We start from the raw sequence: 14208 nt of genomic DNA, 5'->3' as shown, positions 1-14208 counted from the left end.
GAAAAAGCTGGGAAAAGAGTACAGTAATATGGTCATGGTGGCATGACCATATTACTGGGGATCCCTCAGCCCACAGGGAGAGGGTGCAAAAACTAAAAACGGCAACCGAAGTTGCCGTTTTGCTTTTACCTTACGCCTGCCATTCGTTTCTTACCGATAAACATCCAGCCCAGCCCCAGGGCGATGAACCACAGCGGCGTGACGATCAGCGCCTGACGGGTGTCATCTTCCAGCGTCAGCAGAACCAGAACGAACGCGAAGAACGCCATGCACACCCAGCACATCAGCTTGCCCAGCGGCATCTTATAGATCGATTTCTCATGCAGATGCGGACGCTGTTTACGATACACCAGGTACGAACAAAGGATGACCGTCCAGACGAACATAAACAGGATCGCCGAAACGGTGGTGATCATGGTGAACGCACCGATAACGCTCGGGTTCACGTAGAGCATTACCACCCCACCCAACAGGCACATGCAGGAGAACGTCAGCCCTTTCGCCGGAACGGCACGCTTAGAGAGCTTCGCGAACGCGCTCGGCGCAACGCCTTCCTGCGCCAGGCCAAACAGCATGCGGCTGGTTGAGAACACACCGCTGTTCGCCGATGACGCTGCAGATGTCAGCACCACGAAGTTAATCAGGCTCGCTGCCGCAGGCAGTCCCACCAGCACGAACAGTTCAACGAATGGGCTCTTGCTTGGCACAACCGAGCTCCACGGCGTCACGGACATAATAATGATCAACGCAAAGACGTAGAACATGATGATACGAACCGGAATGGAGTTGATTGCACGCGGCAGGGATTTTTCAGGGTCTTTGGTTTCCGCAGCGGTGGTCCCGACAAGTTCAATCCCCACAAAGGCAAATACCGCAATCTGGAAGCCGGCAAAGAAGCCGCTGATGCCTTTCGGGAACCAGCCGCCGTCATTCCACAGATGGGTAAACGAAGCCTGCACGCCGGTTGGCGACTGGAAATGCGTCAGCACCATTACCAGGCCCACCACAATCAGCGCCACAATAGCGACAATCTTGATCATCGCGAACCAGAACTCCATCTCACCGAACATCTTAACGGTGGCGAGGTTGAGGCTCAGCAACAGAATAATCACCGCCAGCGAGGCGACCCAGTCCGACAGCCCCGGGAACCAGAACTGCGCATAGGCAGTAATGGCGACGACATCCGCCATGCCGGTTACGACCCAGCAGAACCAGTAGGTCCAGCCGGTGAAATAACCCGCCCAGGGACCGAGCAGGTCGGAAGCAAAATCGCTGAAAGATTTGTATTCGAGGTTGGAGAGCAGCAATTCACCCATTGCACGCATCACAAAAAAGAGCATAAAACCGATGATCATATAAACAAAAATGATCGACGGCCCGGCAAGACTGATGGTTTTGCCTGAGCCCATAAACAGCCCGGTACCGATGGCACCCCCGATGGCGATAAGCTGAATATGACGGTTTGTGAGATTGCGCCGTAGCGACTGTTCAGACGTCGCCTCTTCTGTCGCGGCGACTTTGACCTGATCTACCATGTAATTTTCCTGTATATGCCTGTCTGTGTTGTTAAGGCTCTTCTGGCCTTTAAAAACGTCAAATAAATGACGGTCCCTTTGTAAGGGTTTATCGATATTAGGTAAGAATCGGCGGGATGAATACTATGATTTAGATATTATGTTAATAATATGTTGGAAGTGAGTGTCATATCACTCATACAGCGCGAAACAGCTCACAAAAATACACGCAACAGTTTCGTTTGCAAGATAAAATATTGATTCCGACGTAACTATAGGTTTTAACACTATTTTCCTCTCCCCGGACGGAGAGAGGAAATAAGAAAAGCCGATTACAGGATTTCCAGCAGCTCGACTTCAAACACCAGGGTGCTGAATGGTGGGATGGACGCACCAGCGCCACGCTCACCGTACGCCAGGTTGTGTGGGATAGTCAGTTCCCATTTGGAGCCGACTGGCATCAGGGTCAGAGCCTCAATCCAGCCTGCGATAACGCCGTTAACCGGGAATTCAGCCGGTTCGCCGCGTGCAACAGAGCTGTCGAACACGGTACCGTCGATCAGTTTACCGGTGTAGTGCACGCGAACGTGGTCAGTGCGTGCCGGGATAGCGCCGTCGCCCTGGTTGATCACGCGGAACTGCAGGCCAGACTCGGTGCTGTTCACGCCTTCACGCTCACGGTTCTCTTCCAGATATTTCACGCCTTCTGCCGCCATCTCTTCGAAGCGCGCGCGACGCACAGCGTCCGCACGTTCGTGGATTTCACGCAGCGCACGGTGCACAACATCAACCGGAACGGCTGGCTGTTTGCCTTCCAGCGCGTCAGCGATACCCGCCACCAGCGCTTCTGGTAACAGACCTTCCAGGCCGGATTCGCTCAGTTGCTGTCCTACCTGCAAGCCGATACCGTAACTTGCCTGCGCTTCGATAGTGTCAAAAGTCGGGGTGGTCATGGGTTTTCCTTCCATCACATTTAAAGTAGCGGGCAGCATAGCAGCCATGCCCTTATGGGTAAAACTTTGTCTGAAGTTAAGGTGACAAACTGCGACGAAACAGAAACAATAGAGGTAACCAGGATTAATCCCGAATGGATGTCACGGATGTCGGGTTTGCTACGCCGTTCAGGCAGTTAGCGAACTATACTTCGGAGCACAGGATAAAAAAGACGCGGAGCAGGAGGAGAGCCATGCCCGGGCGATTTGAACTGAAACCTACCCTGGCGAAAATCTGGCATGCGCCGGACAATTTTCGCATTATGGACCCGCTACCTCCTCTGCATCGCAGAGGGATTATCATAGGCGCGCTGCTGGTGATCGTCGGTTTCCTGCTCCCTTCTGGCGGCGATAATGTCGACACCGCACCGGTCACCCGCAATGCGCAACTGGATCTTCAGTCGCAAACGCGCCCGCAGCCTGACACGCAGCCCATGCAGACACAGCTTGTGACGCCGTCTAACGATCCGGGACAGGTTGCACCGGTTGAGCCAGAGCCTATTCAGGAAGAACAGCCGCAGGAGCAGGCCGCAGCCCCGTCTGAACCCCATACGCAGCAGCCAACCGGCATTGAGCAGCAATGGCGTTCCTACCGCGTGGAGGCGGGCAAAACGCTTGCTCAGCTGTTCCGCGACCATAACCTGCCGCCAACCGATGTCTATGCGATGGCTCAGGTAGAAGGTGCGGGTAAGCCGCTCAGTAACCTGCAGAACGGCCAGATGGTGCAGATCCGCCAGAATGCCAGCGGCGTGGTCACCGGGCTAACGATTGATACGGGTAATGGCCAACAGGTGCTGTTTACCCGCCAGCCAGACGGCAGTTTTATCAGAGCACGGTAATGGCGTAGGCCGGGTAAGGCGAAGCCGCCACCCGGCACTTTTGTTCTCAGGCACTCCGTTTATTCACCCACCAGATCCCCGAGCAGACCAGCACCAGCGCAATCGCGTATTTAATCTCAAGGATGTTTTCGCCGAGGAAAATAGCGGACAGTACCGTCCCGGCGACGGGAATCACAAAGTTGAACGGGGCAATCATACTGACGCGGTTCACTTTCAGTAGCGCGCTCCACAGGGCGAAGGCGACGGATGAGAGCAACGTCAGATACCCTAATACCGTCACCGCGGTAAGGCTATGCACCTCCAGCGTCCCGCCCGTGGCATATCCCCCTGCCACCAGCGCAAGACCACCAATGCCCAGCTGCCAGCCGGTCATCACCGTGGGATCAACCGTCTGGGAAATCCGTTTGCCGTAAAGCGTGGCGGCGGAGAGGATGAACGCCGCCAGCACCACAAACCCGTCGCCATTCCAGACAAAGCGGAAATCACGAATACCACTGTGGAAATTCACCAGCATCACCCCGGCAAACCCCAGAATACAGCCCAGCGTTTTGTTATAGCTGAGCTTGTCGTTGTGGTAGATAAAATGCGCCAGCAGTACGCTGAAGAAGGTGCCGGTGGCGTTCATGATCGAGCCATTAACGCCCGTGGTGTATGCCAGCCCGATATAAAAGAAGGTGTACTGAATGGTGGTCTGCGTCAGTCCCAGGATCGTAAGCTGACCAAACTGCGTGGGCGTGAGCCTGGCGATGGGTTTACGTTGTGCCAGCGCAAACAGCAGCAGCAGTGCTCCGGCAAACAGAAAACGGTATCCGGCAAAGACGACTTTTGACGGGATATCATCGGTTGCGATCTGAAAGAGTTCATAGCCACTTTTAATGGCCGGGTAAGAGCTACCCCAGAGCAGACAGCAGAGTGTGGCGCAGGCGTAGGCCACATTGCGACGGGCAAAGACAGGCGTAGACAGAGCGGTTTCCATGGCAAATCTCAAAGATAAAATTGCGTTTCATTTTATTATCAGAGAATGCGTCAGGAATCGCGACCATACAAGCTAAAAGAGAGGTTCGTCAGGTTTTAAAAAGCAAAACGCCGGCACAAGGCCGGCGCTTCGACGCGAGCAGAGTAAAAAATTACTCAGCTACAACGTTAACAACCAGTTTAGCGAACACTTCGCTGTGAACCTGGAAGTCAACTTCGTGCTCACCAGTGGTACGCAGAACGCCGTTCGGCAGACGAACTTCGCTCTTAGCCACTTTAACGCCTGCTGCAGAAACTGCATCAGCGATATCGCGGGTACCGATGGAACCGAACAGTTTACCTTCGTCGCCAGCTTTGGAAGCGATGGTAACAGTGCCCAGTGCGTTGATTGCTTCAGCGCGAGCGTTAGCAGCCGCCAGAACGTCAGCCAGTTTGGCTTCCAGTTCAGCACGACGTGCTTCGAAAAACTCTACGTTTTTCTTGGTAGCAGGAACAGCTTTGCCCTGTGGAACCAGGAAGTTACGAGCGTAGCCCGCTTTAACGTTTACCTGATCACCCAGGCTGCCCAGGTTTGCTACTTTATCAAGCAGAATAACTTGCATTACCTTATCCTCTTAAAGTCGTATTAATGGACCGTGCCCGATTACTGATGACGATCAGTGTACGGCAGCAGAGACAGGTAGCGAGCGCGTTTGATAGCGCGAGCCAGCTGACGCTGGTATTTTGCACGAGTACCGGTGATACGGCTTGGGACAATCTTACCGCTTTCGGTGATGTAGTTTTTCAGCGTTGCGATATCTTTATAGTCGATCTCTTGAACGCCTTCCGCGGTGAAACGGCAGAACTTGCGACGACGGAAATAACGTGCCATATGGCTAGTCTCCAGAATCTATCAAATCAATCTGCTCGGCATGCAGAACCATTTTGCTCAGACCGTTCTTTGCCTTGTGGCAAGAGATGAACCCCTGAACGATTACTGCACTACCGACCGTTAAACTGTGAGTAATGGCCTGGTTTTCGTGTCCGCTAATGATAACGGGCATTTGGCACCACGCCTGCCGGTGAAACCCGGCTTCCTCTTGCACAGAACGATGCTCAAGCACGAACTGGCAATGCGGAATTCCTGATGGACTGACCTTTCGAAGGGGAGCCCTGCATACGATGCCGGACAACGCCAGACGGTTGGTCATCAGAAATTACTCTTCAGAATCCCCAGCATCAGAATCATCTGCGGTTTCGTTTGCGAAATCATCGCGACGCTCACGGCGCTCGTCTTTCGCTTTAACCATCGGAGATGCTTCGGTAACTGCGTGTTTGGTACGCATAACCATGCTGCGGATAACGGCATCGTTGAAGCGGAAGGTAGTTTCCAGCTCATCGATCACTTCCTGCGGAGCTTCAACGTTCATCAGAACGTAGTGTGCTTTGTGCAGTTTGTTGATCGGGTAAGCCAGCTGACGGCGGCCCCAGTCTTCCAGACGGTGGATCGTACCTTCTGCACCAGTGATGGCAGCAGAGTAACGCTCGATCATACCCGGAACCTGTTCGCTCTGGTCAGGATGGACCATAAAAACGATTTCGTAATGACGCATCGAATTGCTCCTTACGGATTATTCAGCCTCCTGTCTGGGTCAGCCGAGGCCCGGGGAGGCAAGGAACGTGTTAAAGGTCGGCTGAAAAATTGACGCGTCATAATACTTGCGCCCCCCAGGAAACTCAAGCTGATTGCACAAATAATTCGCACAAACCGCAAAGCTGGTCTAAGTGGGTGATTTAAAATTAACCACATCAGGAAGCGTTGTTTTTTTGAACAACTGCATCAGAAATGGTCACGCATCCTCGCCGGATAAGTGATTACACTTTAATCAGAGACCATATAAATACCGGAGGGGAGCAAACAACCGTCTCACAGCACGCAGTCGTGGAGCGCATATCATGAAAAAAATCGCAATTGCCGTAATGGCTGCGCTTTTGCTCAGTGCAAACGCGATGGCAGCCATCAAGATAGACAGCCGACAGGCCAGAAACATGGATGATGTGCAGAGCTTAGGCGTTATTTACATCAATCACCATTTCGCCACAGAGAGCGAAGCAGATCAGGCGCTTAATAAAGAAACCGATGCTCAGGGGGCAAATTACTACCACGTTATTCTGATGCGTGAGCCCGGCAGCAACGGCAACATGCACGCCAGTGCAGATATTTACCGATAACGCTTTGACGCTAGCACCAGGAAAGCCAACAAAAAGAACATAGCCATCGTTTTACTTGCCCCCTGCCCGGGGGCTTTTTTTATGAATGGCTCTGAAATACCACCGGTTACAACTGTTTTCGGTATTCCAGAGCACTTATTCACTTCTGCCCGTAATAGGCGTTTGGACCGTGCTTGCGCATGAAATGCTTGTTCATCAGGTAATCATCAATGCCCTGAAGCTGTGGGTTGATGCCGCGAGCAATCCACGCCATGCGTGCCACCTCCTCCATGACTACCGCGTTATGGACAGCATCATGCGCATCTTTTCCCCAGGCGAACGGACCGTGCTGATAGACTACAATGCCCGGCGTATGCAGCGGTTCGCTCTCACCCAGCGTTTCGATAATGACGTTGCCGGTGTTGAGCTCGTACTCGCCTTCCACTTCGGTCTGCGTGAGTGCCCGCGTGCACGGAATGTCACCAAAGAAGTAGTCCGCATGCGTGGTTCCCAGAGCCGGAATGGCCCGCCCCGCCTGTGCCCAGGCTGTGGCATGCGTAGAGTGCGTATGCACTACGCCGCCAAGAGAAGGGTAACGCCGGTAGAGCGCCAGATGGGTGGCAGTATCTGAAGAAGGGCGCCATTTGCCGTCGACAACGTTACCCTCAAGATCAACCACCACCATATCGTCAGGGCTCATGGCGTCATATGCCACGCCGCTGGGCTTAATCACCACGAGCCCTTGCTCACGGTCGATGGCACTGACGTTTCCCCAGGTGAAGGTCACCAGCCCATAGCGCGGGAGATCCATATTAGCGTCAAAGACCTGCTGCTTAAGCTTAAGCATATTCAGCCTCCAGTAAGCCGGCCCGTGCCATACGTTCCCGTACCCAGTCGCGAGCGTTAGCCACTTCACCTGCCGGGTCATCTGACGTTTCGCTCCACATCTCAATCAGGTAAGGTCCGCAATACCCCGCCTGTTTGAGCGTCTGGAAGCACCGTTCGAAATCCACCACCCCGGTGCCGAACGGAACGTTTTTGAATACCCCAGGACGCGTATCTTTGACATGAACCGCGACGATATGGCCCATCCCCGCCAGCAGTTCCATTTGTACGTCGTTATCCCACGCCGACAGGTTACCGATATCAGGATAGAGCTGGAACCACGGATTGTTCAGGTAATGCGCGTAGCCCAGCGCCTTGCTGATCGAGTTCATTAACGGATAGTCCATGATCTCCATCGCCAGCGTCACCTGCGCGCGGCTAGCCATTTCAACGCTCTCTTTCAGGCCATCACGAAAACGACGACGCGTTTCGTCATTGGCTTCCTGATAGTAAACGTCATACCCGGCAAGCTGTATCACGCGAATACCCACATCCTGCGCAAAACGAATGGCTTTACGCATGATCTCCAGCCCCTGCGCACGCACCGTATCATCTTCACTGCCAAGCGGAAAACGACGGTGGGCACTGAGGCACATGGACGGCACGCGTACGCCCGTTTCGGCGACCGCACTCACCAGCGCCAGACGCTGTTCCTGGCTCCAGTCGAGGCGAGAAAGACGTTCATCGGTCTCATCCACGGACATTTCGACAAAATCGAAGCCCAACTGTTTCGCCAGTTTCAGCCGCTCCAGCCAGCACTCCCCCGCAGGGAGTGCCTTTTCATAGATGCCAAGCGGGACCTGTTTAGACAACATACCCGCTCCTTAGCCCCAAAGCTGAGCGATTGAACGTTTGAACTGACGTGCCGCTTCCACCGGAGACGCGGCATCACGAATGCTGCGACCCGCGATAAAGACGTGAATAGGGATACCTTTAAACAGCGGCAGATCTTCCAGCGCCAGGCCACCGGTAACGGTCACTTTAAAGCCCATGTCAGCAAGACGTTTAATGGCGCTGATATCCGCGTCTCCCCACGCCACGCCGGCGGCCTGCGCATCACGGCTGCGGTGATAAACGACCTGCTGAATGCCAGCATCGCGCCACGCCTGGGCCTGTTCCCAGGTCCAGAAACCGGTCAGTTCAATCTGCACATCGCCGTTGAACTCTTTCGCCACATCCAGCGCGCCTTTCGCGGTGTTGATATCTGCACAGCAGATCACAGTGACCCAGTCGGCATTGGCTTCAAAACACATGCGGGAGAGAATTTTGCCTGCATCGGCAATCTTGGCATCGGCCAGCACGATTTTATGCGGGTAGAGCGCTTTCAGATCGCGAACGGCGCGCACGCCTTCGCCTACGCACAGAATGGTGCCAACTTCGATAATATCCACCTCTTCCGCAATCAAGCGGGTGGTTTCATACGCATCGGACAGAGTCTGGTTATCCAGCGCGACCTGCAACATTGGTAATGACATTTTCAATTCCTTCTTAAACTGCCGCCGCAGTGGCGTTATCAATTAAATCCAGCACTTCCTGCTCAGTGCGGCAGGCGCGTAAACGATCAAAATTCGCTTCGTCATCAAACAGGTTAACGATCTGCATGATGCCAACCTCCTGATGGGTATTGGCATCGACGGCCGCCATGGTGATCAGGATGTCGACCGGGTCGTTATCTTCATGGTTAAACACCAAAGGCGTTTTCAGCGTTACCAGCGCGAAGCCGGTTTTCTTCACGCCCTCTTCCGGGCGACCGTGCGGCATTGCAAGGCCTGGCGCGATGACAAAATAAGGACCATGCTGCGCCACACCATCAAGAATGGCCTGGTAATACCGCGGCTCGACAACATCAGCCTTAACCAGCAGATCCACGCTCAGCTTGACCGCCTCCTGCCAGGTGCTGGCCTCGGCCTGTAAAAGGATGGAGTTATTCTCTGCCAGCGAATCACGTAGTTTCATGTGGCGTCCTTACTTCACGTCCTGGGGGAAGTGCGCTTTGATCACTTCCAGCAGTTTTGGGCCGAAATCCGCAGGGGAGAGCATATTGCGTACCCCCACGACATACTTGTTGCCAGAAACGCTAATTTCACCGGCGATATGGGTAGACGCGATGATGATATCGGCGCCGTTCAGTTCACTTTTGTATTCACCCACCGCGCAGCTGTTCACCGTGTGGTCAATGTTTGACTGGGTTAAAAACTGGTCCACTTTCATCTTCATGATCATGGAGCTACCTTGCCCATTGCCACACACAGCCAGGATACGTACGGTCATAATCGAAACTCCTTAGTGAGCAGAAACTTCTGCTGTTTGTTTTTCCGCATCTTCTTCAGCTCGCAGAGAACGGCCAGCGAAGAACATATAAGCCAGAGCAATCAGGATGATGACGGCCATAAAGACCAGCCCGACGGACGCAAAGCCCTGCATCATTGGCGGTGCCAGGATTGACCAGTCCGCCATGCCCATCCAGGCGCTCATACCGGTGAGCTTGACCGCCCACACGCAACCGAAGATCTCCACCATGCCCATCACCAGACAGATCTTGAGCGCCGCGCGCCAGCCGCCAAAGTGGTTAGCAAAGACGCCAATGGTGGCGTTGGAGAAGAACATTGGGATAAAGCCAGGAATAATCAGAATGGATGAGCCGCAGCCGACCAGAATGCCTACCGCAATCAACTGGCCGATGGTGCCCCACATGAAGCCCCAGACCACCGCGTTTGGCGCAAAGCTGTAGATAGCCGCACAGTCAATGGCCAGCACCGCACCAGGAATCAGGCGTTGGGAGATCCCATTAAAGGCTTCAGACAGTTCGGCAACAAACATACGGACGCCCTGGGTAATGATGAAAATGGCTACCGCGAAGGAGAAACCGGTCTGCAGGATATAAACCGTCCAGTGCGTTTTCCCCGCCATCGCCTGCACCACATCAATCCCGAAGGAGAGCAGAATGGCGCCGAAGAAGATGGTCATCACAATGGCGGTTGAAACGATGTTGTCGTGGAAGATATTCAGCCAGCCCGGCAGCTTGAGATCTTCCACGCTGTCCTCTTTTTTACCCAGGTACGGTGCGACCTTGTAAGCGAGCCAGGCGGCGAATTGCTGCTGATGGCCGATGGAGAAACCGCAGCCGTCGGTGACCTCCTGCGTCGGCTTGTACATCATGTTGGAGGTGATACCCCAGTAGAGCGATACCAGCACGGCGGTGCAGATAATCGTGGTCCACATGGGGTAGCCGAAGATATAGAGAGACACCGCAATCAGCCCGGCCTGCTGGAACATAATGTGGCCAGTCAGCATGATGGTGCGGATGCCGGTAATGCGGCGCAGCAGAACGTAAATGATGTTCAACGCCAGCGCGAGCAGTACCGCGTAACCCACCCAACTGTAGGCATCTCCCATGCGGTCAATAGTGGCCATCATCGACGCGTAGGTGTCAGAGATGGCGCCGTTGATGCCATACACCTCCGACATCTTCGCAACCACAGGCTTAAACGTGCTGGTCAGAATGCCTGAACCCGCCTGCAGCAGCATGAAACCGATGATGGTTTTGATTGTGCCTTTGATGATGACGCTGACGCTTTTGCGCAGAAGGATGTAGCCCAGGCACGTCACGATACCCAGCAAAAGCGGGGCGTTAGTCATTACCTGATTAAAGAACACGGTAAAGACGTTGTAGAGGATCTCCATAACTCTCTCCAGAAATGAGAACACGAGGGGGTAATCCCTGTTCGGTTGGTGCCATCACTCTATTAATCACAAATAATCACCACAAGATTGCATTTGATTATTTGTGACGTATCACGCAAATTATTTCCATGGTGTTAGTAATGATTTTCACTACCGATTCACAAGTATAAATTATTTCTTATAATTCATATAATTAATCATTGATAGCGGATATTCTAACAACGTAGAAAAGGATTATCTGTGACATGGCGAAGATAAATTTCCTCAATTTATTCGTTGCAAACCGATTCAAAGAGTGCCAGCATTAATCACAACAAATCACCAAATGATTACTTTTGATTAAACCAGGAGTCAAAACGATGAGTAAAGTGAACACCATCACCCGTGAATCATGGATTCTGAGCACCTTCCCGGAATGGGGCAGCTGGCTGAATGAAGAGATTGAGCAGGAACAGGTTGCTCCTGGTACGTTTGCAATGTGGTGGCTGGGTTGCACCGGCATCTGGCTGAAATCCGAGGGTGGCGCCAATATTTGCGTTGATTTCTGGTGCGGTACCGGCAAACAGAGCCACGGCAATCCGCTGATGAAAAAAGGTCATCAGATGCAGCGCATGGCAGGTGTCGAAAAATTGCAGCCGAACCTGCGTACCACGCCGTTTGTTCTTGATCCTTTTGCCATTCGCCAGATCGACGCCGTCCTTTCCACCCACGATCATAACGATCACATCGATGTAAACGTGGCGGCAGCGGTGATGCAAAACTGCGCGGACGACGTGCCGTTTATCGGGCCGCAGACCTGCGTGGATCTCTGGATTGGCTGGGGCGTGCCGAAAGAGCGCTGCATCGTCATGAAGCCAGGCGACGTGGTGAAAATTAAAGACATTGAAATCCATGCGCTGGACGCCTTTGACCGCACCGCGCTGATCACCCTGCCTGCTGACCAGAAAGCCGCAGGCGTCCTGCCAGACGGCATGGATGAGCGAGCAGTGAACTATCTATTTAAAACCCCTGGCGGTTCCCTGTACCACAGCGGTGATTCTCACTACTCCAACTACTATGCGAAGCATGGTAACGAGCATCAGATTGACGTGGCGCTGGGCTCCTACGGCGAGAACCCACGCGGCATTACCGACAAAATGACCAGCGCCGATATGCTGCGCATGGCGGAAGCACTGAACACCAAAGTAGTGATTCCTTTCCACCACGATATCTGGTCAAACTTCCAGGCCGATCCGCAGGAAATCCGCGTACTGTGGGAGATGAAAAAAGACCGTCTGAAGTATGGCTTCAAGCCATTTATCTGGCAGGTAGGCGGCAAGTTCACCTGGCCGCTGGACAAAGACAATCTCGAGTATCACTACCCACGCGGTTTCGATGATTGCTTCACCATTGAGCCAGACCTGCCGTTCAAGTCATTCCTCTGATTGTGAACCCCCATCGCCAGACCTTGCGTCTGGCGATTTCATATTTATTTTAGTAATTTCACGCTATTTCAAATATCATCTTTTCAAATCAATTCTTATCGGAATAGCTCATGACGGAAGCGCAACGGCATCAAATATTACTGGAACTCCTGGCGCAAACAGGGTTTATCACCGTCGAGAAAGTGATCGAACGTTTAGGGATTTCCCCCGCGACGGCACGACGCGATATCAACAAGCTGGATGAGAGCGGTAAGCTGAAAAAAGTCCGTAACGGCGCGGAAGCCATCAGCCAGCAGCGCCCCCGCTGGACGCCGATGAACATCCATCAGGCGCAAAACCACGATGAAAAAGTGCGCATTGCCAGAGCCGCATCACAGCTGGTCAACCCGGGTGAGAGCGTGGTGATCAACTGCGGCTCCACGGCATTTCTGCTGGGCCGCGAGATGTGCGGTAAACCGGTGCAAATCATCACCAACTATCTGCCGCTGGCTAACTATCTTATCGATCAGGAACATGAAAGCGTGGTGATCATGGGCGGCCAGTATAATAAGAGCCAGTCCATTACCCTCAGTCCCCAGGATAGCGAAAACAGCCTCTATGCCGGACACTGGATGTTTACCAGCGGCAAAGGCCTGACCGCGGACGGGCTCTACAAAACCGACATGTTAACCGCGATGGCAGAGCAAAATATGCTTAACGTCGTGGGCAAGCTCGTCGTACTGGTCGACAGCAGTAAAGTCGGCGAGCGAGCTGGCATGTTGTTCAGCCGCGCCGAACAGATTGACATGGTGATCACCGGCAAACATGCCAATCCAGAGATCCTGCAGAAGCTGGAAGATCAGGGCGTCAAAATTCTGCGCGTTTAAAGATGCTGTCGGAAAAAGTCCACCGTCGCGTCCAGCGCCGCTGGCGTGATACGGTGGCGAACCCCCGCTTCCCACAGGCAGGTCAGGTTGCCGTCCAGCCCTTCGCGCTGTAGTGCCTGCTGGAGACGGAAGGTTTCGCCAGGGGGCACCACATCATCCGCGTCACCATGCCACAACAGCAACGGGCGATCGGCCAGACGCGGTAACGCCCGGGTCACTTCCCATTCGGCCAGCAACGCATCAATCTCCGTCGCGTCTTGCGGTGGAAACAGCGTTTTTGACAATGACGTAAAATAGCCCGAGCCCATCAGGCACGCCACGGAGCTCACCTCAGGGTGACGAGCCATGATCCCGAGCGCCGTCATTCCCCCCATCGATGCGCCGGCCACCGCCAGCCGTTGATTCGCCACCAGCCCCGCCTGGTAAAGCGCATCGCGCAGCCCGGCAAATTCGCTCAGGCTACCGTGCAAAATCTGCCAGAACTGCCCCAGTCGCACCTGTTCATCACCGGTAAAACGTGCACCGTGATCGGGCGCATCCGGCATTACTACCCGAAAACCGGCCTGCGCCAGCGCCACCGCAAAGTAGCTGTAAACCAGCTTCGATGAAGTAAAGCCATGATAAAAAACCACAACAGGCAGCGGGTGTGCACTTTTTCCCGCAGGGATAGCGTGTAATATTTCATGATTGCCGAGGCGGCGAGTTTCAATTTCAATCATTGTCGACCCTGTGCTGATGAATGATTCATAATGTTGAGAACTGGATTACGCTTTCACGATATTTTCATTCGAAATATACGTACCAGATAACACTTCGGGAACATTCCCCCAAAACTAAAT

18 protein-coding genes are annotated in these 14208 nt (G+C 53.6%); 4 read left to right on the top strand and 14 right to left on the bottom strand.

Going from position 1 to position 14208, the window contains the following annotated elements; all coding sequences use genetic code 11:
• Window positions 1-125 precede the first annotated feature (125 nt).
• Window positions 126-1535: a D-serine/D-alanine/glycine transporter gene (gene cycA, locus AX755_RS11320; protein ID WP_062856767.1), complete on the bottom strand. Its 1410-nt coding sequence runs from the start codon at window positions 1533-1535 to the stop codon at window positions 126-128.
• A 311-nt stretch (window positions 1536-1846) separates the two neighbouring features.
• Window positions 1847-2467 carry an FKBP-type peptidyl-prolyl cis-trans isomerase gene (gene fklB, locus AX755_RS11315; protein ID WP_008502892.1) on the bottom strand — a complete coding sequence of 207 codons (621 nt, stop codon included), beginning with the start codon at window positions 2465-2467 and terminating at the stop codon, window positions 1847-1849.
• 233 nt (window positions 2468-2700) lie between these two features.
• Here fklB and AX755_RS11310 point away from each other — a divergent pair, with 233 nt between their 5' ends.
• Window positions 2701-3345, top strand: coding sequence for an OapA family protein (locus AX755_RS11310; protein ID WP_062856766.1), 645 nt, complete (start codon window positions 2701-2703; stop codon window positions 3343-3345).
• A gap of 46 nt (window positions 3346-3391) precedes the next feature.
• Here the strand turns inward: AX755_RS11310 and AX755_RS11305 are convergent, their stop codons facing one another.
• The 5 genes from AX755_RS11305 to rpsF form a co-directional block, all read right to left on the bottom strand.
• Window positions 3392-4321 carry a DMT family transporter gene (locus AX755_RS11305; RefSeq protein ID WP_058680766.1) on the bottom strand — a complete coding sequence of 310 codons (930 nt, stop codon included), beginning with the start codon at window positions 4319-4321 and terminating at the stop codon, window positions 3392-3394.
• Window positions 4322-4472: 151 nt separating this feature from the next.
• The gene (gene rplI, locus AX755_RS11300; protein ID WP_008502894.1) at window positions 4473-4922 is read right to left on the bottom strand and encodes a 50S ribosomal protein L9; all 450 of its coding nucleotides are present in this window, start codon (window positions 4920-4922) and stop codon (window positions 4473-4475) included.
• 41 nt (window positions 4923-4963) lie between these two features.
• Complete coding sequence (gene rpsR / locus AX755_RS11295) at window positions 4964-5191, bottom strand: 30S ribosomal protein S18 (RefSeq protein WP_000135199.1); 228 nt, start codon at window positions 5189-5191, stop codon at window positions 4964-4966.
• Window positions 5192-5195: 4 nt separating this feature from the next.
• On the bottom strand, window positions 5196-5510 hold the full coding sequence (gene priB, locus AX755_RS11290; RefSeq protein WP_008502895.1) for a primosomal replication protein N: 315 nt from the start codon (window positions 5508-5510) through the stop codon (window positions 5196-5198).
• 6 nt (window positions 5511-5516) lie between these two features.
• Window positions 5517-5912 carry a 30S ribosomal protein S6 gene (gene rpsF / locus AX755_RS11285; protein WP_003856034.1) on the bottom strand — a complete coding sequence of 132 codons (396 nt, stop codon included), beginning with the start codon at window positions 5910-5912 and terminating at the stop codon, window positions 5517-5519.
• Window positions 5913-6255: 343 nt separating this feature from the next.
• Here rpsF and yjfY point away from each other — a divergent pair, with 343 nt between their 5' ends.
• Window positions 6256-6531 (top strand): DUF1471 family protein YjfY, encoded by a 276-nt coding sequence (yjfY, locus tag AX755_RS11280; RefSeq protein WP_013095308.1) that lies wholly within the window; start codon window positions 6256-6258, stop codon window positions 6529-6531.
• Window positions 6532-6670: 139 nt separating this feature from the next.
• Here yjfY and AX755_RS11275 read toward each other — a convergent pair whose 3' ends face one another.
• Genes AX755_RS11275 through ulaA form a run of 6 tightly spaced genes read right to left on the bottom strand, consistent with a single transcriptional unit; the run spans window position 6671 to window position 11079 of the window.
• The gene (locus tag AX755_RS11275) at window positions 6671-7357 is read right to left on the bottom strand and encodes an L-ribulose-5-phosphate 4-epimerase (protein ID WP_013095307.1); all 687 of its coding nucleotides are present in this window, start codon (window positions 7355-7357) and stop codon (window positions 6671-6673) included.
• Window positions 7350-8210 carry an L-ribulose-5-phosphate 3-epimerase gene (locus AX755_RS11270; RefSeq protein ID WP_013095306.1) on the bottom strand — a complete coding sequence of 287 codons (861 nt, stop codon included), beginning with the start codon at window positions 8208-8210 and terminating at the stop codon, window positions 7350-7352. Before AX755_RS11270 ends, AX755_RS11275 begins: the two co-directional genes overlap by 8 nt.
• A 9-nt stretch (window positions 8211-8219) precedes the next feature.
• Window positions 8220-8870, bottom strand: coding sequence for a 3-keto-L-gulonate-6-phosphate decarboxylase UlaD (gene ulaD, locus AX755_RS11265; RefSeq protein ID WP_013095305.1), 651 nt, complete (start codon window positions 8868-8870; stop codon window positions 8220-8222).
• Window positions 8871-8883: 13 nt separating this feature from the next.
• Window positions 8884-9351, bottom strand: coding sequence for a PTS ascorbate transporter subunit IIA (ulaC, locus tag AX755_RS11260; protein WP_013095304.1), 468 nt, complete (start codon window positions 9349-9351; stop codon window positions 8884-8886).
• A 9-nt stretch (window positions 9352-9360) separates the two neighbouring features.
• Window positions 9361-9666: a PTS ascorbate transporter subunit IIB gene (gene ulaB, locus AX755_RS11255; RefSeq protein WP_004109091.1), complete on the bottom strand. Its 306-nt coding sequence runs from the start codon at window positions 9664-9666 to the stop codon at window positions 9361-9363.
• 12 nt (window positions 9667-9678) lie between these two features.
• A complete protein-coding gene (ulaA, locus tag AX755_RS11250) occupies window positions 9679-11079 on the bottom strand; it encodes a PTS ascorbate transporter subunit IIC (protein ID WP_013095302.1) in 1401 nt (466 codons plus the stop codon).
• A 359-nt stretch (window positions 11080-11438) separates the two neighbouring features.
• Between ulaA and ulaG the strand changes: the two genes are divergently transcribed.
• Both ulaG and ulaR read left to right on the top strand, forming a co-directional pair.
• Entirely contained in the window at window positions 11439-12503 is a 1065-nt protein-coding gene (gene ulaG, locus AX755_RS11245) for an L-ascorbate 6-phosphate lactonase (protein ID WP_010427455.1), read from the top strand.
• A gap of 110 nt (window positions 12504-12613) precedes the next feature.
• Entirely contained in the window at window positions 12614-13369 is a 756-nt protein-coding gene (gene ulaR / locus AX755_RS11240; protein ID WP_013095301.1) for an HTH-type transcriptional regulator UlaR, read from the top strand.
• On the opposite strand, the gene yjfP is transcribed toward ulaR, so the two are convergent.
• Window positions 13366-14088, bottom strand: coding sequence for an esterase (gene yjfP, locus AX755_RS11235; RefSeq protein WP_062856765.1), 723 nt, complete (start codon window positions 14086-14088; stop codon window positions 13366-13368). The two genes, ulaR and yjfP, sit on opposite strands and share 4 nt — an antisense overlap.
• Between the last annotated feature and the right edge of the window lie 120 nt (window positions 14089-14208).

The sequence above is a fragment of the Enterobacter sp. SENG-6 genome, from assembly GCF_001605945.1.
Lineage (GTDB): Bacteria > Pseudomonadota > Gammaproteobacteria > Enterobacterales > Enterobacteriaceae > Enterobacter > Enterobacter cloacae.
The sequence above is the reverse complement of the archived record's forward strand: the minus strand, read 5'-3'. Positions and strand labels throughout refer to the sequence as shown.